This window comes from Prevotella fusca JCM 17724 (assembly GCF_001262015.1).
GTDB lineage: Bacteria > Bacteroidota > Bacteroidia > Bacteroidales > Bacteroidaceae > Prevotella > Prevotella fusca.
Window position 1 is genome coordinate 234969 of the sequence record NZ_CP012075.1, and the last position, 22849, is coordinate 257817.

The following is a 22849-nucleotide window of genomic DNA, read 5'->3' on the forward strand; positions in this document are numbered from 1 at the left end:
GGTGGAGCTTCCTTTTGTTGTTTTTGGAAGAGAAATATAATTAACATATTAAGATATGTATAGAACAAATACTTGTGGAGAGCTGCGCCTTTCGGATGCAGGCAAGGAAGTGACCCTCGCTGGCTGGGTACAGCGTGCACGTAAAATGGGAGGTATGACCTTTGTCGATCTCCGTGACCGCTATGGTATCACCCAGTTGGTTTTCAACGAGGCAGACGATGCTGCCCTTTGTGGTGAAGCCAACAAGTTAGGACGTGAATACTGCATTCAGGTGAAGGGTGTTGTCAGTGAACGTCAGAGTAAGAACAGTAAGATTCCTACAGGTGATATTGAGATTATCGCTAAGGAGCTGAACGTGCTCAGTGTTTCTGATACCCCTCCTTTCACAATTGAAGACAATACAGACGGTGGTGATGACCTCCGCATGAAATACCGTTATCTTGATCTTCGCCGTGAGGCTGTCCGTAAGAATATGGAACTGCGCCACCGCATGACAATTCTTATCCGTAACTTCCTCGATTCAGAGAAGTTCATGGAGGTGGAGACTCCTATCCTTATTGGTTCTACGCCTGAGGGGGCACGTGACTTCGTTGTGCCTTCACGTATGAATCCCGGTCAGTTCTATGCACTTCCCCAGAGTCCGCAGACCCTGAAGCAGCTCTTGATGGTAGCAGGTTTCGACCGTTACTTCCAGATTGCAAAGTGTTTCCGTGATGAAGACCTGCGTGCTGACCGTCAGCCGGAGTTTACACAGATTGACTGTGAGATGTCATTTGTTGACCAGGATGATGTTATCAATCTGTTTGAAGAGATGGCTCGTCATCTTTTCCGTGAGATTCGTGGTGTAGAGCTGCCGAAGCTCGAGCAGATGAAGTGGCACGATGCTATGAAACGCTTTGGTTCAGATAAGCCGGACTTGCGTTTCGGTATGGAGTTCGTCGAGCTGATGGATGACTTGAAGGGAACCGGGTCGTTCTCTGTGTTTGATGAGGCTGCCTATATTGGTGGTATCGTTGTCCCTGGTTGTGCTGAATATAGCCGCAAGCAACTTAATGAACTGACAGACTTTGTGAAGCGTCCGCAGATTGGTGCTCAGGGACTTGTTTTTATTAAGTATAATGCTGACGGAACGGTCAAGAGTTCTATTGATAAGTTCTATACAGAGGAGCAGTTACTGAAGGTTAAGGAAACAACAGGTGCCAAGGATGGCGACCTTGTGTTGATTCTTTCTGGTGACAATATCAACAAGACACGTGTGCAGCTCTGTGCTCTGCGTCTTGAGATGGGTGACCGACTTGGTCTTCGTGACAAGAATGTGTTTAAGTGTCTGTGGATAGTAGACTTCCCATTGTTCGAGTGGAGTGATGAGGAGCAGCGTCTGATGGCGACCCATCATCCATTCACTATGCCTCACCCGGATGATATTCCATTGCTGGATGAACACCCAGAGCGGGTTCGTGCCAAGGCTTACGATTTCGTATGTAATGGTATTGAAGTTGGTGGTGGCTCCCTCCGTATTCACGATACAAAGTTACAGGAGAGGATGTTTGAGGTTCTCGGCTTCACGCCAGAGCGTGCCAAGGCTCAGTTTGGTTTCTTGATGAATGCCTTTAAGTATGGTGCGCCACCTCATGCAGGTCTTGCTTTCGGTCTTGACCGTTTTGTAAGTATTATGGCTGGACTCGATTCTATCCGTGACTGCATTGCATTCCCAAAGAATAACAGTGGTCGTGATGTCATGTTGGATGCACCTTCTGTTATCGATCAGAAGCAGTTGGATGAGTTGGAAATCAAGTTGGATTTGAAAGAATAGCACTTTTAGTTGACTTATGTCAATAAATCGCATTTGAAGGAGTTAAATCATTCAATATCTTTGACTTTTTGTCGTAAGTATTTGAAACTTTGGATAATTTGATGTACTTTTGCAAAAAGTAAACTGCACACGACAAAATGAAAGCAGGTTTTCTATTGTGTTTGTTTGCATTACTTTTATATAAAATACTGATAAATTGTTATTCGATTGCTTGAACAAGACTTTAATTGTATAAAGATTATGACAGAAAAGAAAGAAGTTAAGTCTGCTCCTAAAGCAGCAAAGAAAGCCACAACAAAGAAGGCTCCTGCCAAGAAAGCAGTTGCAGCTGTAGCTATCAATGCAGAGAATGTCGGCTTCAAGGCTGGCGATGTTTACAATGCACTTGCTGCTGAGGCTAAGGCTCTCACGGTTGCTGAGATTGCAAAGGCTGCAAAGATCAGCTCTGAGGAGGTTTATCTTGGTATTGGTTGGCTCTTCAAAGAGGGCAAGATTAAGGATGAAGAAGGAAAGGTTACTCTTGCTTAAATCAGAGTAATTAATATAACACAGGAGGGGAGTCTGTATGAGAGAGTATAGGCTCCTTTTTTTTATGCAATACGATAAGGAGATATTACGTGTTCTTGCTGAGGCTGGTAACGAGGGACTTTCTGTGAGGAAAATCTCCCGTCATGTTTATAATGCGTGTAATTCTCTTTTCAATCCTATAGAGCAGGAGGAAGTTCACAGGTATGTTCAGTTATATCTTCTGAAGAACTGTAAAACAGTTGGGTCTATCTTTGAAAAGACAAGAAAGGGAGTTTATCGGTTGAACAAAGCTAACCAAACGACACAGCGGCATCTCCTCCTGTTCCGTGATGAAGAAGAAATAGCTGAGGAAAAACCCGTTGAAGATCAAAGTCTAAGTCTTTTTTAAACTTAGTACATTCAGAATTGAGGTGTATAGTGGGTGAATATATTTAGTTTGAGACATTATATTATTATGAAGGAGATAATCTTAAGCTAAAGTAATGGAATGTGCTACCGTTTGTATATAATCAAACTGTTCTTTTGATGAACGAGTTTGATAGTCCCTATATTTATCAGACATTTTCCTGTAAATACCACAGATAATGAAAAAGCATAATTTAAAATTGTTTTTATTCATTTTTATTTGTATATTTGCAATTACATTAATTTTTTGATATTTAACTATGGCACAAACAGATAATCATCTTGTCATTATGGCAGGCGGAGTTGGCAGTAGATTCTGGCCGATGAGTACAACGGATTGCCCTAAGCAGTTCATTGACGTTTTGGGGGTTGGTAAATCGCTCATACAATTGACGTATGACCGTTTTGCTGGTGTTGTTCCATCAGATAACGTCTGGGTTGTTACTAATCAGAAGTATGTTGGTCTGGTTCATGAGCAGCTGCCGGATATTCCTGTAAACCACATCTTGAGTGAGCCATGTCGTCGTAACACAGCACCTTGCGTGGCGTATGTAAGCTGGCGCATCAAGAAAGAGAATCCCAAAGCAAATATTGTAGTCTCTCCCAGTGATCATATTGTTGTGAATGATACAGAGTTCAGACGTGTTATTACAAACTGTCTGAAGTTTACTGCTGAGACTGATGCTATTGTAACATTGGGAATGAAACCTACACGTCCCGAAACTGGCTATGGCTATATTCAGGCAGACCTGTCAACCGCTTCTGCCCGAAACCGTGAGATATACCGTGTTGACCAGTTCCGTGAAAAGCCTGATTTAGAGACGGCTGAGCGTTATATAAAGCAGAATAACTTTTTCTGGAATGCAGGAATCTTTATATGGAGTGCCTCAACTATTGTAAATGCTTTCCGTATTTATCAGCCGAGTGTAGCCCGTGTCTTTGAGCGTATTATGGATGTTCTTGGTACTGCAGACGAGCAGCGTGTCATAGATGAGGTTTATCCAGAATGTGAGAATATATCAGTCGACTATGCCATTATGGAGAAGGCTGAGGAAATCTTCGTCTGTCCTGCAGACTTTGGTTGGAGCGATTTAGGTACATGGGGCTCTCTGCTTGCACAGACACAGCACGACATTTATGGTAACACTGTTATCGGAAATGATGTACATCTCTTCGACAGTAAGAACTGTATCGTTCATACTACGGAGGAACGCAAGGTCGTTATCCAGGGACTCGATGGCTATATTGTTGCTGAGCAAGATGGCAAGTTGCTTATCTGTCGTCTTTCAGAGGAACAGCGATTGAAGCAGTTTACAGGAGAAGGATGAATTGATTCAAACTCCTGAAGTATAATGTGGAGTATGTCTGCAGGCTGTTGACACAGAGTATTGGAATTAATGTGTTCTTCTGTCGTATGCCCATCTTGTTATCAAGGCTTTTGTCAAATAGTAATCTTTGACAAAATCGTAAGGACGCACGGTTCGTAATCCGTAAAGTAATCTTTTACTGGCGGAAGTAAGAACCGTGCGTTCTTGTTTTATATGATGTTTAAAAGATAGTATATACTCTATGTATCAGAGTATTTCATCATTGGATTATTGATGTTGAATTGTTATGACGATGAATCTTAAATTAAGAATTAGCCTTTTCTTTCTCTTTTCCCCACTTGTAATCCTTGCGCAGGCTCCACAGCTTGTCCGGGTTAATCGACAGCATCATTTTCAGAGTATAGTTCCAAAGGGAAATTACAGTGGACTGACGTGGCTGGGAGGTGATTCTTATGCTGTTGTTTCCGACAAGACACCGGAAAGTGGCTTTTTCGTCTTTCATATGCAGATGGATTCTGTCAGTGGGGATATTACCGAGGTACGCTTTGAGGGTTTTCGTTCTTCAGGAGAGGCGAATCATGATGAGGAAGGAATCGCTTTTTTCCAAAAGGACAGTACATTGTTAATCTCCCGTGAGGCGGATAACAGAATTCTGGAATATGGAATGAATGGTAAGCAGACGGGCAGGGGGCTGGCTGTACCATCCGTCTTCAGTACTGCGACGCCGCTATATGGTTTTGAAGCATTGACATATAATGCCCAGACACACCGTTTCTGGACAACTTCTGAAAGTACACTGAAGGCAGATGGCTTACAGGCTGATTCTAAGAATAAAGTGAAGAACCGTCTTCGTTTGCAGAGTTTTGATGAGGCTTTTATGCCCCAGGAACAGTATGCTTATCTGATGGATGCTGCAGATAGTCATCCTTCTGCATCTAATTATGTGATGGGAGTAGCGTCAATGGCAGCATTGGATGATGGCAGATTACTTGTGTTGGAGCGTGAATTTTTGGTGAAGCCGAGTAAGTTAGGTTCCTTTGTCATTAATAAAATCTTTTGCGTTAATCCTGCGCAGTCTGTACCAGTCAGCCTGGAAAAGGAACTTGATTCAGACAGTCCTTACATGGAGAAGAACTTGCTCGTGGAGTGGAAGACCTCATTGACATTATTCCGTCAGGACCTTGCAAACTATGAGGGAATGTGTCTCGGTCCACGCCTTGTAGACGGAAGTCAGGTTATTGTCCTCTGTGCCGATAGCCAGAATCAGTATGGTGGTGTTCTTCGCGACTGGTTCCGCACGATTGTGATTCGTTGAACGTTTGCGATAATTGAAGCTAAATATAAACCTATTGCAGTCTATATAATGTGTTTCTATGGTATGTTATACAAAAATGAAATTATGGTCCAGAATCTATTGATGCTTACTTGCATTCCAATAAGGCGTCGATTGACGTCTAATAGATGTTTAATTGAAAGCTAATTAGTGCTTAGTTGGAGTCCAATTAAGCACTTTTTTTGCTTCTTTCGTTAAATGCGTGGATATTCATCATGATGCTTGTATAAAAGCTGTCATTATCTATCTTTGTAGTGACTCGAACAATATTTTGTACAAATATTTCAAAGTGTGAAATCAAATTGATGCTCTTCTGGCTTTGAAAAGATGCCCAATTGGCTTTGAGAAGACGCCCTTTTGAGGTCTTATTAACGCCCTTTTGAACCCTAACTAACGCCCTTTTGAAACACGGGTGTGCAAACATCTGATTCACTGTAGGTTACAACGTTGCTGAAATCCGTCATTTTTGCACTTCTTTTTGAGCCTGACGGCTGCATAATTGTCAAGATATTTCCGATGTGTTTCTTTTGTATCTCACAGGGTACAAGCGAACAGTTACAGATTTAGATAAAAGCCTTGTTGTCTCAATGATATGGATTTAGAAATGAAGAACACTTCACTTTGAGACCATATCCATTGTATGCGTAGGCGTTTACGCATTTTACGGAAGAACCCTTTTTTTGTTGTTGATTATAGTCTTTTTAGCCAAAATGTAGCCAGATCATGTGTTTCAGATAGTGTAAAAGCGTTTTTGGATGAACTGATCAGACTTTTAGCAGACATCCCGTCGGGCTCTCCCCCTCCTTTGGAGGGGCTAGGAGAAGGTATCCTCATATCCTAATCTTTCCTACTAACTTCCTCTGTTTCCCCTCACCAATGATTGGTGCATGTGCATCTTCGGGAAAGAAGATGGTGAATTGACCTGGTTTGACTTTAAAGTATTCCTTAGCCTCTTGTGTATAGAAACCACAATCAGTGTCAGGGTTATAAGCTATGTCGGGTTCTCCCAGGTCGGATATTGAAGTCCAGCCCATTGTCTCTTCCTGCAGCAAAGGTACTTGTATGTCAATATACTTCCTATGAAACTCCAATCGCTGTTCTTCTTTAGATTTCAGTTCCCCCTCATCTAAATTAATGAACAGGTCATCGCCGTCAAGCGTGATGCGCCCTGTTTCCTGTCCACTGAAATCATGATGAAGAATATAGTCCATCAATTCCTTCATTCTTGCATGCAGGATGTAATATCGTTGGCATGCGTTCAAATCTGCTATTATCATCTTTCTGGATTTATTTAATTCGACACAAAAGCGATGCAAATGTGCACAAGGAATGGAATACTGTTGAGTGCTATTTGTTTTATGTAAGAGCACTGCAAACATACATAATTATTTCCTGATAGTAAAGAGATGTCCTGTAATAATGTGCGTTTAGCGAATGTATAGGAAAGAACTGCATGGTTCTTTAGATGCAGCAAATTTATATGCTGTGATTTCTTTTCATGAAGAAAAATATTTTTTTTCATGAAGAAAAATATTTCTCTTCACGTAAATAAATATTTCTTTTCATGAAGATAATTCGTTTGTGACGGTTGTTACAGGGAATTAACAGGCATAAAAGTTGCGTCAGTCCTCTTTGAAACTTTCATTTTTTATACCTGTTGATTATCAATAGTATAGTCTGTTTGTCAGTTGCTTACGAGTTTAGAGTCAAGTAAACCCCATCAATCAGTCAACTTCAAAGCAATCAGCTTGTTTACCTGTAAACTTGTTCACTTGTCAACTTTAAAACAGCCTACTTGTCAGCTTAAAAGCTACACCAGTTCCACTTTCTCCATTTCCTGTTCTTTGTCGCAGTAATGGCATTTGAGAATGCCATGTTCCTTGTCAACGACATGGAAGATGGTGCTCATGGGTTCGTTATTGGTGATACACTTCGGGTTATTGCATTTTACAATGCTCCGAAGCTCATCCGGCGTCACCACCTTCTTCTTCTCTACCACTTCATAGTCATTAATGATGTTCAACACCACGTTCGGTGCCACGACCGACAGACGGGAAATTTCATCATCAGTGAAGAACTTGTTGCTTACCTTGATGATTCCCTTTGTGCCTACCATCTTCGATGAGAAGTTATAGCCGATGGTGACAGGTGTGGAGAGCTTCTGGAGCTGTAAAAGGTTTACTACCTGAAAGGTCTTTTCAGCTGGAATATGGTCTATAACGGTGCCGCTCTCAATGGCAGCTACCAGGCGTTCTTTCTTTGACATGATTTTCTAAAGCCTCACTCTGTCTCCTCAATGTAAAGGAATGCCTGGCAGAGTGTTAGTGGGCAGTTTTACTTGTTCACTCATAGGCATTATGAGTATGTATTTTATTTTTCCTGAGTTATTCTTACTCTGTCAAAGGCATCATCTGCTCTTACCCCGATGGATAGCTTGCGTACTTTGCCAGTGGTGTTTGGTGTAACAGTAATAGTGAGTTTGTTTCCTGTTAATTCTGCAGAATACCATCCCCCTTGAATACCGGAACTGATAATTTTCTTTCCATATTGTACAGATGAATTGTCTGTGGTCATACTTGTAAATCGCAGAGTTTGATAGCTGTTACATACTAACTTGTAGTTTCCCCCTTCAGTGGGAACCGTTATATTCCTTGGGTCACCAGTGTAGTCTGATGTCCACTTCATAGGTGTCCAGCGACTTTCATCCTCTCGATTGGTACAATTAGATATCGTTGTCAAAAGAACCAGTACCAAGGCTGCCAAGTAAATGTTCTTCAGTTTACACATAAAATTCATTTTATTGATTGATTAAATAAATTATTATTATCGAAATATTTTTCGTTCTTTATCCCTCACCCTGTTCCCCTATGTAGAGAGGAATGCCTGGCAGAGTGTCAGTGGGCAGTTTTACTTGTTCACTCATAGGCATTATGAGTATTTATTTACCTTGTATTATCTCTATATAATCGAAGATGTCACCCGCTGTTACAACAATGGATAGCTTGCGTTCCTTGCCTGTTGCATTGGGTTGAAGAGTAATATTAAAAGTATTTTCTTTTACTGATACATCATACCAATCATATTTGATATGTCGGAAATCTTGGTCTTTGCTCCCGGAATAAATTGTTGTGTCAGCAGTTGTCACGTTGCTGATCCATGGTCCTCCGTAATTGATACACACTAACTTATATGTTCCTCCTTCAGCTGGAGCTGTAATCTTTCTTGGGTCACCAGGGCGGTCTGATGTCCACTTCATAGGAGCCCAGCGACCCTCCTCTTCTTGTATGCTGCAGCTGAATACAGCAGTCAGAAAAAATAGTAGCAGTGCGGCAAGCGAACTCTTTTTAAATCTACACATATTGGTTAAATAGGTAAAGTTTCTATATCAGGAAGGTCTTATCGTTCTTCACTTCCTCTAATGATATTCCGAGGCAGTGGCAGAAGATGGCTTCACGAGCAAAGAGACCATTACGGGCCTGCTCGATATAGTAAGCGTGTGGGCTGTCATCAACATCGTAAGCAATCTCGTTGACACGTGGCAGCGGATGAAGAATTTTCATGTTCGGGCGAGCCTGGGACAACATGTCACGACGGAGGATATAGACGTTCTTTACACGTTCATATTCCATCAGGTCAGAGAAGCGTTCCTTTTGTACGCGTGTCATATAAATTATGTCTGCATGGGCAATCACTTCCGGCGTGAAATCTTCATGCTCTTCAAAGCGGATGTTGTGCTCGCGGCAGTAAACCTTATATTCCTCAGGCATAGTTAGTTCCTTCGGAGCAATAAAGTGAAATGTCGGGTTGAAATGTCGCATTGCCATAAGGAGTGAGTGGACAGTTCTGCCGTATTTAAGGTCACCTACAAGATAGATGTTTAAGTTCTCTAATGTTCCCTGTGTCTGATAGATTGTGTAGAGATCAAGCAGGCACTGTGAAGGGTGCTGGTGCGCCCCGTCTCCGGCATTGATAATTGGTACTGGTGCCACTTCGGAAGCATATTGTGCTGCACCTTCTATATAATGTCGCATGACGATGGCATCCGCATAATTAGAGACCATAAGGATGGTATCTTTCAGTGTTTCTCCCTTACTGACGCTCGAAACCTTTGCATCGGTAAAGCCTATAACACGTGCACCGAGTCGGTTGGCAGCAGTTTCAAAACTAAGGCGGGTTCGTGTCGAAGGCTCATAGAAGAGCGTTGCAATGACCTTTCCCTTGAGCAACTCACGGTTCGGATGCTTCTCAAACTCTTGAGCCATCTCGATAAGGTAGAGCAGTTGTTCACGGTCTAACCCTTGAATATTCACAAAGTTATGCTTTTCCATATTCGTTTTGTGATAGTTTTTATTCTTTTCTGCTGGTAAAGATACATTTTTATTTTCTTTTCAACGAACCATGGAAAAGGAAATGTCCAGCTATATCAAAAAAACATCTATTTATTTTGCTTATCCATTGATTTACATTATCTTTGCATAATATTTTCACAATTTATGAGAAGACATTTTATACATTTCCTTTGGGGATTCCTTATTGCTGTATTAGGCTTCGTCTTCATATTCTTCATCTCGGTATGGAACGGATGGGTAGGATACATGCCTAATATGGAAGAACTGTCTAACCCTATAGATAAGTTTGCTTCGCAGGTCTATTCTTCTGACCAGCAACTCATTGGTACTTGGAATTCAGACAATAACAACCGCGTGGCAATTGACTATAACGGACTGTCGCCACATCTGGTTCATGCCCTTGTTGCTACTGAGGATGAGCGATTCTATGAACATTCAGGCATTGACTTCATCGCATTAGGACGTGCAGTAGTGAAGCGAGGTGTGATGGGGCAGGCAAGTGCCGGTGGTGGTTCTACGATTACGCAGCAGCTCGCTAAGCAGCTTTTCTCAGAGAAAGCACACAGCACAACGGAGCGTGTTCTGCAGAAGCCTATCGAGTGGATTATCGCAGTAAAGCTGGAACGTCATTTCACGAAGGAAGAGATATTGGCAATGTATTTCAATTATTTCGACTTCTTGCACAATGCCGTAGGTGTCAAGCGGGCTGCCAATGTCTATTTCGATAAGGAGCCACGCAATCTCACAGTTACAGAGGCTGCAATGTTGGTGGGGCTATGTAAGAATCCTTCAATGTTCAATCCACTTCGTTATCCGGAGCGTTGCATGCAGCGACGTAACGTGGTATTACAGCAGATGGTAAAGTCTGGCTACGTGACCAAAGGTGAATTTGAGGAACTGTCGCAACGCCCTTTGGGTCTCCATTTTACCAAATCAAAGCCGGTGAGTGGTGCAGGTGATTATTTCCAGGCATTCCTTCGTCAGTATATGATGGCAAAGAAGCCGGAACGTGAGAACTATCAGTCATGGCAGAACCGTCAGTTCGTACTCGACTCTATTGCCTGGGAACAGGATCCGCTTTATGGCTGGTGTAAGAAGAATAAGAAGCGTAGTGGCGAATCGTATGACGTAAACACGGATGGTCTGCGCATCTATACAACCATCGACACACGTATGCAGCAGTATGCTGAAGAAGCGGTGCGCAAGCATGTGGGAGGATACCTGCAGTCACAGTTCAATCTTGCCATGCGTTATAAGAAGAATGCACCGTTCTCATCAAAGATCTCTCGGCGTACGATAAAGGAAATTCTGAACCGTTCATGTCGGCAGAGTCTGCGCTATCAGCGTCTGAAGGAACAGGGAGCAACGCCGGAAGAGATCAGGCGCAGTTTCAGTACTCCACATGAGATGACGCTCTTCACTTATCATGGTGATATTGATACTGTTATGACACCAATCGACTCTATACGTTATTATAAGTCGTTCCTTCGTGCAGCGTTCATGAGTATGGACCCACATACGGGTGCTGTGAAGGCTTATGTGGGTGGTATCGACTATCAGCATTTCAAGTATGATGTCGTTATGGGTGGTCGTCGTCAGGTGGGCTCAACCATCAAGCCTTACCTTTATGCACTTGCGATGCAGAACGGTATGACCCCTTGTTCGCTTGCTCCGAACGTACAGCGTTCTTACGGTGGATGGACTCCCCGCAACGGTTCACGTGCCCGCTACGGTCAGGAAGTGCCATTGCGTTGGGCTCTGCAACAGTCTAACAACTGGATTTCAGCTTATCTGATTAATCTTCTCGGTCCGACTCAGTTCGTAAATATATTGCATGATTTTGGATTAAATAATCCTGATATCGAAAAGTATGCAAGTCCTGTTCTCTGCCTTGGACCATGTGAAGTCTCTGTCGGAGAGATGGCAAGTGCCTATACAACCTTTGCTAATGGCGGTATTCGTTGTGCTCCGCTCTTCGTTACGAAGATAGAGGATAGCCATGGTAATGTCATTGCTAAGTTCCAGCCATTGATGACTGAGGTTATCTCGGAGACAAGTTCTTATCAGATGATTGATATGATGCGTGCTGTAATCCAGGGCGGTACGGGTAGTCGTCTGCGTTATGCATATCATCTTACAGCCGATATGGGAGGTAAGACTGGTACGACGAATAACAACTCGGATGGTTGGTTTATGGGTATTACGCCAAACCTTGTCAGTGGATGTTGGGTAGGTGGAGAGGATCGCGACATCCATTTTGACCACACCTCAATGGGTCAGGGTGCTACAACAGCCTTGCCAGTATGGGCTTACTACATGCAACGTGTCTATGCGGACAAGCGATTAGGCTATAGTCAAAGCACGAAGTTTGTCATTCCTGCCAAGTTCAATCCATGTCAGGTAGCTGACACTATTAATATTAATGGTATACAGGAGGAGTACTTCTAAAGTCTGGTCAGTATAGAATCAACTAAGCCCATTTTGGGGGTATATTAGAATAAAACAGAGGCATACACATCGTGTGCCCCTGTTTTTTTGTGTCATGTTCCCAAGTAGTAGGATTGTATTTGTATGAAATTAGTACTGTCTGGTAAACATTTCCCGTATGAATTAGTCATTAATGAATCTTTTTCCCATTTTCAAACAATGTGTTGTTGGCAGACGCCAATGATGTTGATTGCTATACACTTTCCAATATGATGCCAGCGTGGAAATGATTTGTCATCAGGAAAGAGTTGCACTACCAAAAACAAACAAAACTTTTTTGATTAGAAGTCTTACTTTTCTCGAGCCAACACAATACTATCTATTTTATCGTTGAATAATGGCAAAAATGTTCCTGAATGATGCAAAATACTGGTAATTTCATACCTGAGTATGGGAATTGTTTGGTTCATCCGTTAAATGTGTGGACACTTTTCGTATAGCTTTAACAAAAGAACAAAAGTTATGCATTAAACAAAAACATAGCCAAGATTGTCTTGGCTACCTACTTTATTATCATCCTCCGATGCAGAAAACCTTTTCATGTTAATACTTTTAAAATCAGACAATGACTTGAAAAATCATGACATAATTTCAGGTGAAACACGTACAAATAAAGGCAAAAACACGTATAAAAAACAAGTTTACAACCAACAGTAAATCAGTTAGTTATAAAGTCGTGCAAGAAAAGGTGCTTAATTGGACTTCAAAAGGGCGTCTATTGCAAGTCAATTGGGCGTCTTTTCAAAGCCAAGAGACCATGTGTTAGTTTTGAACTGCATGAAAATAATTTACAAACGTTGGGTAATATGGAGACAGGTTGTTTGTAGAAGATGGAAAGACATAGCATCTGTTTGCCTTTTCTGCATTTTATCTTGTAATCTATCTCCCCTTGTAAGACCGTCTGATTTTGGATAATAATACCATACAGGTGAATAAGCCTTTATTCTGTTTCCAATCTACACATTTAACGGAAGGACCAATTGTTCCAGCAAATGTTTTCAGTGTTTGTTATTTGTTGCGCAGGTAAAGTGATGAAAATGAGCAACAAACTTTCAATTTTCATCCGGTTTTCTTGTTGCATTCACAAATTTTATATATCTTTGCAGCTGTTTATCACTATAACGACTGTGTGTAGACAGAGAGACGAGTAAATGTATTCATATTCCATCATGTATTATATTATAAGTATGTGTTGGTAACAAGGAGACAACAGCGTTCTTTGGCTCTCTTGATATTTCATGTGGGAGAAAACCTGATGTTTTGTTCATACACAGATGCTACGGGCATATTATTATCCAGACATTATGCAAGTATGCGGTTCATTAGTGCATATTTAAACTGGCAAGGGAGACTTTGGAAACCTCTCGTTTGACTTATGTGTTCTTTTTGTAAGTACACAAGGAGACAATTAGTTCACGACATACATCTATTATTAGAAGCTGTCTGACATTGTTGTATATTCAACGAAATGTGTGAGAGAATAATAGTATATTTAAAGAGTTATCTGTTCTGAAATGTAAGTAAGATGAAAGTTTTTTAGATGGTACAGAGGCTTTAAAGCTGTTTCTAAAAAAATGAATGGACATCTTCCGGACATTTTATGGAGGTCATTATGCCACTGGGGGGATGAAGTGCTGAAACGAAGGAAAGTTAGTTCCTTCCATGAAGGAAGCAATATGACTACAAGCCAAATATATTGGATGATTTAAAAAATTAAAAGTAACAAACAAAGAAATGAGAAAACAACATTTATGTATTTTGTCTGCTATGGCTTTGTTGTCATTGGGAAGTTGTTCCAATGACAATACAGTGCTGGATAGCAATGAGCAAGCAAACGGAACCACTACAGGTTTGATGGAGTTTGCAGTAGAGGAAACTCAGGGGCAAACCCGTACAATGGGTATTTATGACGGAAGTCGTATTAAATTCTATTGGACAGAAGGTGATAAGCTGTGGATTAATACAGACGGTACGACTCTGGTTCAAAGTGCAAAGGATGAGATTAATTCAGCGATGACAGCTCTTAAGGATACCAAAACACCGGATGCCAAGTTCTATTTTTCAGGTTTATATACAGCTGAAAGCTATCCTGTACGTTATACAGGTAATGGTAATGCGCATGGTGACAAGGTTACAATTAAGTCTGAACAAAGTCAGACAGAGCCTAATAATGCCAGACATCTTGGTACGGATGGTGACTGTGGTACGGCTACTGCTGTTAGAGAGAATGGAAAGTATAAGTTTACGCTCTCACACAAGGCGGCTTACATGACATTTACTCCTTATTACAGCTATGGTTTTGCTGATGATGTAAAGGTTACCAAAATCAAGATTACAGCAGATGAGGCACTTGCAGGAGAGTTCGGTTTCAATGACAATGGCATTGATGTTTCAAAACGTCCTGCGGCAGATGCTTCAAACTGCAGTATTACATTGAACCTCGGAAATTTTGCTATTCCTACTCAGGCAGAGATTTCCAAGAATGCTGCAATTCTGGTTCTTGCACCTGGTACATATCATAATTTCAAAGTAGAATATTTCCTTAATGACAGTAAGACAAATGTGTATGGCTCTGTAGTAAAGAACTATGGTACTTTGACATTTACTTCTGGGAAGAACAGGAGGGTTTCTGCAAACCTCGCTGTAACTCATTATGGACAGGATATCTTCTATATGTGGGATGCAACAGTAGGTCAGCATGCTTGGAAAGGACATGAAGGTAATCAGCCTTCTTTGAATGGTGATAAGAATGCTGCTTATCCAAAGGCAGGTGACCCACGATACTATAATGGAGTTAATCACCCAGCTTCTGCTTCACGTTCAGCAAAGGATTGTCCTAATGCCAATGAGTTGCACTGGTATACAAAGTATGGTAACCCTCATTGGGACGCTTCTATTTGGTGTTTCATGAAGCATTTGTATCAAGGTGGTATGTGGCTGAAGAAACTTGATGTCATTGCAAGAGAAACTGGAAAGAGTCTAGAGACAATAAAGAAGGAGGGACCTAATGGGATAGACTTTACGAAATCTTCTTCTGATCTAAAGATATATGATAAGTATAAGACTACAAATGAAAATATTACTGTAGGTAAACCAAGCAATCTGTCTGACTATTTATTCTTCCCTGCAATAGGTGATTATATTATTGACGGTGATGAAGGAAAGTTGGTTAATGTTGGCACGAGAGGATATTATTGGTCAAGTACGCCTCGTCCTGATGGAAATCTTAATTCTTATAATTTCTGTGTAGAAAGGAGCAAAGTTCATACAGGATATGGTGGTAAGATGAATTCCCATTGCCTGTGGCCGAAATAATATGTTGTGATACATCCTTCTGATTTTATAGCTTATGATGGGATATTTTACAGATGCCATTGTCATAGCTTTGAATTAAAATAACTTAATAGGATTGTAAGAAGCGTATAAAGAGTCCTTTTTAAGAGTTACAATAAGTAACTAAGCATATATGAAACAGTCAAATTGAAGCATACTTTGCTAAGATATGACTGTTTTTTGTATTAGAGTAGAGACCAGTAGTTGGTGATAATGATTTTAAGATACAGGAAAGGGCACTAACTTCTGCGTTGTTCTTGGGTAGAACATGTTTAGAAGCTGGTGCCCTTGGTGTATTATGCTTGGGTATGGATTGTATCTTTGTAGGGTAGGTTAAAAATACAAAGAACTGACTGCATTCATGGACTGAACCTTTCCGCATGAACTTCTTTAGAAGCTGCCTACAGTGTATGCCCGTCAAGATAGTTCTGAAGCGATGTCTTGTAACTGTCAGAGATTGGCAGGAAAGCATCGCCGATGACAATACGGAAACGGTCAATTCCGTCAATCTTCTTCATGTGAACAATATAGGAACGGTGAATGCGCATGAATTCTGGTTTGGGAAGTGATTCCTCAATCTTCTTCATGTTCATCAGACTCATGACAGGCTTGCGGTCATCAGTAAGATAGATCTTGACATAATCTTTCAGTCCTTCGATATAGAGAATATCATCAAACATGATTTTCACCAGCTTGTACTCGCTCTTGACAAATATAAATCGGTCGGCAGAGGTATTTTCAGTTTGTCGTACACTCTGGAACCATTCTAATGCCCTGTTGGCACCAGCCAGGAAGTCATCATAGCTGATAGGCTTCATGAGGTAGTCGATGGCATTTGCCTTGTAGCCGTCGACGGCATACTGGCTGAATGCAGTAGTAAAAATAATCTTTGTTTCCTTAGGTAGAATCTTTGCAAACTCGAGCCCGCTGAGTTCTGGCATCTGAATATCCAGGAATATGAGGTCAACCCTATTTTCACGGATGGCTCTAACGCCTTCTACTGCGCTGTTGAATACGCCAATCAGGTTCAAGAAAAGCGTTTTTTTAGCATAACTTGCAAGCAAGTCAGCTGCTAAAGGCTCATCGTCAATGATTATACAGTTTAGTGTCATAGATGATTATTTTTGATGAGTATATATTCTTGTTTTTGTCAAATCCTTTCTCCCATTTATACTTGCCGGGATAAGCAATTTCAAGTCGGCGTTCAACTTGTTTAAGTCCGATTCCGTGTCCGTTTCTTTCAGATTCCCTTTTGGGGTAGTTGCTGTTCTGAATGGAGAAAACGATATTGTCATTGTCAGCATCCAACTTTATGTGAATAAAGTTCTTGTGCTCCGGGCTTATGCCGTGTTTGAAGGCGTTTTCAAGAAGTGAAATGAATATCATCGGCGCAACATGGATCTGACAGTTTGATGGGATGTTGCATTCACGTGTAATCTCAACGTTGTCAGGTATGCGAATCATCATCAGGTCCACATAGTTCTGTAGGAATTCAACTTCCTCCTCCAAGCTCACATACGGCTGCTGATTATCATATAGAATATGGCGCAGCATCTTGGAAAGGTCTATGATAGCCTTCTGTGCTTTTTCCGTGTCAAAAACCGTGAGCGCATAGATGTTGTTCATTGTGTTGAGCAGGAAGTGCGGATTCACTTGCTGGCGAAGGTTCACTAATTCGGCTTTTGCCATGGCTGTCTCTGCCTTACGCCTCTCTTTTTCAGCTTTTGACCAACGTTGTGCCATCAGGACAGAAGTTGCTACACCTGCACAGATAGCAAGGGTGAATATGCCCCGAATGATGAAAAAGAATTGTGGGTTGAACTCCTTGCTCTCAACCAGTATTTGATAAGGCAATGTGATGATATGTTGCTCGTTTCCAGCATGGTAGAGCCATTCGTATTGTCCGATGGTGAGAAATACGACGAGTAATGTGTTGAGTGCCCAGAATTCTTTTTTCCGTCCTTTCAGCAAGGCAGGTGCAAGGATGAAGTAATTAATGTACGCAACAATCATCATGGAAAGGGGAACAATATACTGCGAGAGGTTGTTCTGCCATGACATGGTTCCGTGGAAGACATACATAATGGGAATGAGGAGAAGTGGAAACCAAATGATAATCTGGCTCCAAATAGTCTTGGATGTATAAATTTGTTTCCTCATTTATTACTTTTATGTTTGTTTGTATAATACAATTCTGCAAACAAAGGTAATAAAACTTTCTGTAAAATAAAATGTATTCTCAATTTATGTGAGTTTTTTTTACATCTCCCCATCTCAATACATATACAAAAACGATGTAATTAACTTATTTTTATATTATAAGGACGGGTAGTAACTATTCAGCGATAACCAATATATACAGTGCATATCAATTTATCAAACCTTAAATAAGGCTTGAATCGCATTATATGGAGTTTTGTGGTGCTTCTTAGCTGTTTCTACAATCGAATGAAGTTCAAGAAAAGCGTCTGCTCCGAAGTCGGACCGAAATGTACATGAGTTCTTCAGTTTGATTTTCAGCTTGCGTATTCCCCGTTCGCTTCCATTATTGTCAGAGGGTATCATCGGATTTTCAAGGAAACTGAAAATGTAGTCTCTGCATTTGACCAGGCCTTTTCTGAACGTAATGAACTTTTTACCAAGCCCCTCTATATTCTGTTTGAGTAGATTGTCTAAACGCCGGGTCCATGACACCTTGTCTATGACGTCGTTCGGATTGGCGTTCCGCTCGTGAATGGCTTCACGGAACAGACTGGTTACTTTCCCGGACCACTCCTGCTCGGTGTTCAACTCTGAAAGATATTGCAGTTCGCGAAGCAAGTGGGCAAGACATACCTGATGATTGAGGAAATGGAGTGCAAAGTATGCGCTATGGCGGTCAGTAACGGCAGTCATTCGTTCCAAGCTGTCGCCAAACCTGTCTGCCAATACCTTCGATCCTCTTCCATCAGCACGGAAAAGCAGTGTGTAATAAACTGTCTGTGCTATCCAGGCCCAATCGGGTCTTTTGTTACAGTACAAGCCACTCTCATCGAAACCAAATACTGCTGATGACTTGATATGTTCTTTGATCTTATCAATCACGGGGTGCGCATTTCTCCTTGCCTCATTCACCCGGTTCACCAGCGAGCCTTCACTTGGAGTGAGACCGAATACCTCACGCAAAAGACTTGCTATACGACCGTATGGAAGAAATTGCACGACACTCAGATAAACCACCAGAGCCTTTACGCTTGAATCATATACCACGTTGTCTGACCGCCGTCCCGGTGCCGTCCGAATACGTTCGCCACAGTTCTTGCATACCATCATACAGTGTCGGATTTCCTTGATTACGGGCTTGAACTCTGGAATGGAAATAACCTGAGTCACATAATCAAGTACACGCTCTGCGTCTGACAAAGATTCTCCGCAACGAGTACAATAGTCAGGTACCTCGTCGATTGTCTCGTCAGGTACGGAAGAGCAAGACAACTTATGCCCATCATGTCCCTTTTGTCCTCCCGGCTTCTTGCCACTTGGCTTACGGAGACTTCCTGTTCTTCTGACAACCTCATCCTTCATACGCTCCTTACTTGGCGGAGTGCTGCTGTTATTAGAGTTCTTGTCAGGGTTTTCATACTTGGCCAAGCGTTCCCGTAAGTTTGTAAGTTCCGTATCTTTCTTGCGGATTTGGAGGTTCAGAGCATTTATGTTATGGTTCAATTTGACATTCTCGGCATACTGCCGGTTGACAGTTTCACGCAACAACCGCATCTCTTCCGTCATGTCTTGTAACACTTTTGATATGTCCGTAACTTGCTCTTTCATAGGTATAAAGGTACAAAGTAAATCTGAAATACGCAAGAAAAACGAGCATCTTTATAGCCTTGATACGAAGATTTTAGAGGAGAGAATACAGACTTGTCAATACCGCTGAATAGTTACGACGGGTAAATACAAAGAGAGCGTATCATTTGATACGCTCTCTTTGTTATGTATAGTTGTTTGTTATTTTGATAGTTGTTTTTGTCGATGTAACTATCCGGACAGGTGTTGAAAACCTTATGATGAGAAGTTTTTTTATGTTTGCTGTCAGCTATTTGTGTCTTTATTGCTTATAGTGCAGCCCGCTAAAGATTTCCTTTATAGGTTAGTCAATTGGTGTATTACTATAATTATAATGACAATAACGAAGCTATCTTTTCTTTTTCTGCAGATGCGTTGTTACCCATCACACGTGGTGTTATTGATAAACACCAATGGTGTTAAGTACTAAATAGCTTGCAATATTTTCCCAGGATGCAAGCTGTTATCTATTAATAGAGATTCCGTTAGAGCATGGGAGCGTATGTAACTTTAGCTTATAGGACAGCAATAATTGTGCTTTTATGTGTCCTTAATAGCTTTCTCTTTCAGTAGAATAGTCTGTTATGCCGTTTCATGAAGAAAGTAACAGGTCGACTGAAAGGCAAGAGGCGTCAAAGGATTTTGTAAGAAACCTACTTTAGGTAAAGCGGTTCAAACGGGCAATATATTTCCCTAAAATGTCAAATTCGAGGTTCACTACCGACCCAATGGTGATGTCGGCAAAGTTTGTGTGCTCCCTTGTGTAAGGAATGATTGCTACCTTAAAGCTGTTGTCTGTCGGTTCACAAACGGTAAGGGATACGCCGTTGACCGTGACTGAGCCCTTGTCTACAGTGAAGTATCCGCGCTGTGCCATCTCACGGCTGTGTGGGTATTCAAAGGTGAAATAGGTACTTCCGTCTGCATCTTCCATATTGATACACTTTGCAGTCTGGTCAACATGACCTTGGACGATGTGCCCGTCGAGTCTTCCGTTCATAATCATTGACCGTTCTATATTAACATGATCCCCCACTTTGAGCAATCCTAAATTTGAACGTTCAAGGGTTTCTTTCATGGCAGTCACCGTGTAGCTGTCGTCTTTGAGCCGGACAACAGTAAGGCATACGCCATTGTGCGCAATACTTTGGTCGATTTTCAATTCGCTGGTAAACGAACAATGAAAGGTGAAGTGGATATTTTCCTGTTCATGCTCAATCCCTGTAAGGGTTGCCATTTCTTCTACGATTCCTGAGAACATTGCTATATATTTCTTTCTTTTATATCCTCTTAAAGGAAGCCTGTTGGTTGTTCCATAGGGTTTGCGGATTTTCTTTTGTATGATTCCGCAGGCTTACTTGTAAGAGGAATGGTTCTACTTATTATTAAAACTGTGATGTTCAGGTGTGACTTTTAGAACCTGTTTTAAATAAAAAGGGTGGGGAATCTCATTGGAAACCCCACCTCAATCCCCCTCTTTCAGGAGTGGGATATGGAAAAGTCGTACCGATGATGTGATGAAAAGTCCGAGTATCAATGATAAGAGAGCTCCTCGTCTTTGTAATCCACTGACCTTGCGGCTTAGTCGCTGAAATGCGATTTATGTGGCCCGCCATTAACAAAAGAAGTCATCTCGGGTTTTCTAATTTATTTGATGACTATCCCGATCGAATCGATACGACTAAATCTGTATCCTTTCTGTTTGCAAAGTTAGTATAAAGATTCTTATCTTCCAAACATTTTATACTTAAAAGTGTTTACTTCTGCAGGCAAATCTTTTAGTTCTTTATTCGGAAGGGTTTGAACTTGCAGTGTCTCTTTTTCAGTTTAAGGCAGGTTCTGAAACTTATCTTTTATGGAGTTTTCAAACCTGCCTTGGATGTCTATCCAGCCAGATGGTAATGTCATGTATGGGTGACCGCATCTTCCAAGACGATTAGATGAGGTCAGTCTCTTCAGATGAGTGCGTCCTGTAGAATCTCGCTCAGCGTAGGATGGATGTGTATAATGTCACGTATCTCATCCAGTTTGGCATCACGGTTCATCAGGGCTGATACCTCTTGGATGAGGTCAGCCGAGTGTGCACCATAGGCGTGTGCTCCTAAGATAGAGCCGTCCTCTCCGACCAATATCTTTATCATTCCTTCTGTTTCTTCCATGCTCAATGCCTTTCCATTTGCACGATAGAATCCTTTGCGGGTGGTGAATTTGATATTTTGGGTCTTACACTGGTCTTCAGTCTTGCCCACGCAGGCTGCTTCTGGATATGTAAAGATGGCAGATGGCATGATGTCAAGACGGATGTGATCCTTCTTGTCAAGAATATGATTGACGGCACGGAATCCTTGGAATGTTGCAGCATGTGCAAGCATCTGACGTCCGTTGACGTCTCCAATGGCATAAACGCCTTTCACGTTTGTTTCCATGTTTTCGTTGACCATAATGCCTTTCTGACTGAACGCTATGCCTGCTGACTCCAAACCGATGTTCTCTACATTGGCTTGCCGGCCTGTAGCAATCAGTACGAGGTCAGTCTCAACCTTCTCTTCTTTACCTTTCCTTTCGAAAAGCACGGTCGTGCAGTGTTCTCCATTTTCTGAAGTTGAGATGATTTGATTGACAGCACTCTGCATGTAGAAGGTAACACCTCTTTTCTCTAATGTCTTTCTCAATCGTTTGGCGATGTCACTATCAATAGGTGGGAGACATTCCTTCATGAACTCAATAACGGTCACTTCACTTCCGAACGCAGAGAAGGCTGAAGCAAATTCCATTCCGATAACTCCTGCTCCGATAATTGTGAGACGTTGAGGAATGCTTGGGATAGAAAGTAATTCAGTTGAGGTGACGATGTTCTTTGTAGTTTCGGACTGATTCGTAAAGTCCTCTTCGCTCATGAATGGTGGCATCTTTGAACGTGAGCCAGTGGCGATGATGATGTTCTCTGCTTCTATCTGTTCACCATTCACTTCGACTATATGGTCAGAGACAAAGCGAGCTTCGCCCTTTATTAAGTTGATTCCGGGTTGGTTAAGCAAGGAACTTACACCATCCCTAAGCTGACTGATTACCCCTTCTTTTCTTTCCATTACTTTTGTAAAGTCGAGTGGGGGAGTCGTGTTATAGTGTGAGGCAGCTATAAGCAGCATCTCAGCATCATGAGCAAGACATTTAGTTGGAATACATCCTGCATTGAGACATGTTCCACCTGGTTGTGCTTTCTCAATAATCGTCACTTCCAAACCATTCTGAGCAGCATAGGAAGCGGTTCGGTAACCACCAGGTCCCGAACCGATTATTAATAGATTTGTCTTTTTCATATTTAATCTCTATTGTAGAGTTACAGTGTATAATGTATAGGTTTGCTATAGTTACAGTCCGATAAATCCTAAATTACATACTCTCCCATATGTTTACTTTTGGTAGTACAACTCTTTTCTAACCA

17 protein-coding genes are annotated in these 22849 nt (G+C 41.6%); 7 read left to right on the plus strand and 10 right to left on the minus strand.

The genetic code is table 11. From position 1 onward, the window contains the following. Positions 1–55 precede the first annotated feature (55 nt). From aspS to ADJ77_RS08310, 5 genes are all read left to right on the plus strand, one after another. Complete coding sequence (gene aspS, locus ADJ77_RS08290; RefSeq protein ID WP_025077470.1) at positions 56–1813, plus strand: aspartate--tRNA ligase; 1758 nt, start codon at positions 56–58, stop codon at positions 1811–1813. Between the two features lie 240 nt (positions 1814–2053). After that, a complete protein-coding gene (locus ADJ77_RS08295) occupies positions 2054–2341 on the plus strand; it encodes a winged helix-turn-helix domain-containing protein (protein WP_050696274.1) in 288 nt (95 codons plus the stop codon). 64 nt (positions 2342–2405) lie between these two features. Continuing rightward, the gene (locus tag ADJ77_RS08300) at positions 2406–2729 is read left to right on the plus strand and encodes a hypothetical protein (RefSeq protein ID WP_025077471.1); all 324 of its coding nucleotides are present in this window, start codon (positions 2406–2408) and stop codon (positions 2727–2729) included. Between the two features lie 277 nt (positions 2730–3006). Then, positions 3007–4074: a mannose-1-phosphate guanylyltransferase gene (locus ADJ77_RS08305; RefSeq protein WP_025077472.1), complete on the plus strand. Its 1068-nt coding sequence runs from the start codon at positions 3007–3009 to the stop codon at positions 4072–4074. A 286-nt stretch (positions 4075–4360) separates the two neighbouring features. Beyond that, the gene (locus tag ADJ77_RS08310) at positions 4361–5389 is read left to right on the plus strand and encodes an esterase-like activity of phytase family protein (RefSeq protein ID WP_025077473.1); all 1029 of its coding nucleotides are present in this window, start codon (positions 4361–4363) and stop codon (positions 5387–5389) included. An 848-nt stretch (positions 5390–6237) separates the two neighbouring features. Here ADJ77_RS08310 and ADJ77_RS08320 read toward each other — a convergent pair. The 5 genes from ADJ77_RS08320 to pyrB all read right to left on the minus strand — a co-directional run bounded on the left by ADJ77_RS08320 (position 6238) and on the right by pyrB (position 9735). Then, positions 6238–6684, minus strand: a complete 447-nt coding sequence (locus ADJ77_RS08320; protein ID WP_025077475.1) for a YhcH/YjgK/YiaL family protein — start codon at positions 6682–6684, stop codon at positions 6238–6240. 533 nt (positions 6685–7217) lie between these two features. After that, entirely contained in the window at positions 7218–7673 is a 456-nt protein-coding gene (pyrI, locus tag ADJ77_RS08325; RefSeq protein WP_025077476.1) for an aspartate carbamoyltransferase regulatory subunit, read from the minus strand. Positions 7674–7777: 104 nt separating this feature from the next. Beyond that, positions 7778–8194 (minus strand): hypothetical protein, encoded by a 417-nt coding sequence (locus ADJ77_RS08330; protein WP_244148573.1) that lies wholly within the window; start codon positions 8192–8194, stop codon positions 7778–7780. 151 nt (positions 8195–8345) lie between these two features. Further along, on the minus strand, positions 8346–8765 hold the full coding sequence (locus ADJ77_RS08335; protein ID WP_208595994.1) for a BACON domain-containing protein: 420 nt from the start codon (positions 8763–8765) through the stop codon (positions 8346–8348). 22 nt (positions 8766–8787) lie between these two features. Next, positions 8788–9735 carry an aspartate carbamoyltransferase gene (pyrB, locus tag ADJ77_RS08340; protein ID WP_050696276.1) on the minus strand — a complete coding sequence of 316 codons (948 nt, stop codon included), beginning with the start codon at positions 9733–9735 and terminating at the stop codon, positions 8788–8790. Positions 9736–9900: 165 nt separating this feature from the next. On the opposite strand from pyrB, the gene ADJ77_RS08345 reads away from it, so the two are divergent. Then, the gene (locus ADJ77_RS08345; protein ID WP_050696277.1) at positions 9901–12204 is read left to right on the plus strand and encodes a transglycosylase domain-containing protein; all 2304 of its coding nucleotides are present in this window, start codon (positions 9901–9903) and stop codon (positions 12202–12204) included. A gap of 1773 nt (positions 12205–13977) precedes the next feature. After that, on the plus strand, positions 13978–15558 hold the full coding sequence (locus tag ADJ77_RS08350) for a hypothetical protein (RefSeq protein WP_050696278.1): 1581 nt from the start codon (positions 13978–13980) through the stop codon (positions 15556–15558). A 419-nt stretch (positions 15559–15977) separates the two neighbouring features. On the opposite strand, the gene ADJ77_RS08355 is transcribed toward ADJ77_RS08350, so the two are convergent. The 5 genes from ADJ77_RS08355 to lpdA form a co-directional block, all read right to left on the minus strand. Then, positions 15978–16688, minus strand: a complete 711-nt coding sequence (locus ADJ77_RS08355; RefSeq protein ID WP_025077478.1) for a LytR/AlgR family response regulator transcription factor — start codon at positions 16686–16688, stop codon at positions 15978–15980. Next, the gene (locus ADJ77_RS08360; protein WP_050696279.1) at positions 16663–17736 is read right to left on the minus strand and encodes a sensor histidine kinase; all 1074 of its coding nucleotides are present in this window, start codon (positions 17734–17736) and stop codon (positions 16663–16665) included. The genes ADJ77_RS08355 and ADJ77_RS08360 overlap by 26 nt, the downstream gene beginning before the upstream one ends. Before the next feature lie 216 nt (positions 17737–17952). Continuing rightward, the gene (tnpC, locus tag ADJ77_RS08365) at positions 17953–19386 is read right to left on the minus strand and encodes an IS66 family transposase (RefSeq protein ID WP_050696280.1); all 1434 of its coding nucleotides are present in this window, start codon (positions 19384–19386) and stop codon (positions 17953–17955) included. 676 nt (positions 19387–20062) lie between these two features. Continuing rightward, the gene (locus ADJ77_RS08370; RefSeq protein ID WP_025079150.1) at positions 20063–20665 is read right to left on the minus strand and encodes a riboflavin synthase; all 603 of its coding nucleotides are present in this window, start codon (positions 20663–20665) and stop codon (positions 20063–20065) included. Between the two features lie 694 nt (positions 20666–21359). Beyond that, a complete protein-coding gene (gene lpdA, locus ADJ77_RS08375) occupies positions 21360–22724 on the minus strand; it encodes a dihydrolipoyl dehydrogenase (RefSeq protein WP_050696281.1) in 1365 nt (454 codons plus the stop codon). Positions 22725–22849 lie beyond the last annotated feature (125 nt).

Coding starts and splice junctions, on each gene's coding strand:
- aspS (WP_025077470.1), top strand. CDS start 56: ATGTATAGAACAAATACTTGTGGAGAGCTGCGCCTTTCGGATGCAGGC.
- ADJ77_RS08295 (WP_050696274.1), top strand. CDS start 2,054: ATGACAGAAAAGAAAGAAGTTAAGTCTGCTCCTAAAGCAGCAAAGAAA.
- ADJ77_RS08300 (WP_025077471.1), top strand. CDS start 2,406: ATGCAATACGATAAGGAGATATTACGTGTTCTTGCTGAGGCTGGTAAC.
- ADJ77_RS08305 (WP_025077472.1), top strand. CDS start 3,007: ATGGCACAAACAGATAATCATCTTGTCATTATGGCAGGCGGAGTTGGC.
- ADJ77_RS08310 (WP_025077473.1), top strand. CDS start 4,361: ATGACGATGAATCTTAAATTAAGAATTAGCCTTTTCTTTCTCTTTTCC.
- ADJ77_RS08320 (WP_025077475.1), bottom strand. CDS start 6,684: ATGATAATAGCAGATTTGAACGCATGCCAACGATATTACATCCTGCAT.
- pyrI (WP_025077476.1), bottom strand. CDS start 7,673: ATGTCAAAGAAAGAACGCCTGGTAGCTGCCATTGAGAGCGGCACCGTT.
- ADJ77_RS08330 (WP_244148573.1), bottom strand. CDS start 8,194: ATGTGTAAACTGAAGAACATTTACTTGGCAGCCTTGGTACTGGTTCTT.
- ADJ77_RS08335 (WP_208595994.1), bottom strand. CDS start 8,765: ATGTGTAGATTTAAAAAGAGTTCGCTTGCCGCACTGCTACTATTTTTT.
- pyrB (WP_050696276.1), bottom strand. CDS start 9,735: ATGGAAAAGCATAACTTTGTGAATATTCAAGGGTTAGACCGTGAACAA.
- ADJ77_RS08345 (WP_050696277.1), top strand. CDS start 9,901: ATGAGAAGACATTTTATACATTTCCTTTGGGGATTCCTTATTGCTGTA.
- ADJ77_RS08350 (WP_050696278.1), top strand. CDS start 13,978: ATGAGAAAACAACATTTATGTATTTTGTCTGCTATGGCTTTGTTGTCA.
- ADJ77_RS08355 (WP_025077478.1), bottom strand. CDS start 16,688: ATGACACTAAACTGTATAATCATTGACGATGAGCCTTTAGCAGCTGAC.
- ADJ77_RS08360 (WP_050696279.1), bottom strand. CDS start 17,736: ATGAGGAAACAAATTTATACATCCAAGACTATTTGGAGCCAGATTATC.
- tnpC (WP_050696280.1), bottom strand. CDS start 19,386: ATGAAAGAGCAAGTTACGGACATATCAAAAGTGTTACAAGACATGACG.
- ADJ77_RS08370 (WP_025079150.1), bottom strand. CDS start 20,665: ATGTTCTCAGGAATCGTAGAAGAAATGGCAACCCTTACAGGGATTGAG.
- lpdA (WP_050696281.1), bottom strand. CDS start 22,724: ATGAAAAAGACAAATCTATTAATAATCGGTTCGGGACCTGGTGGTTAC.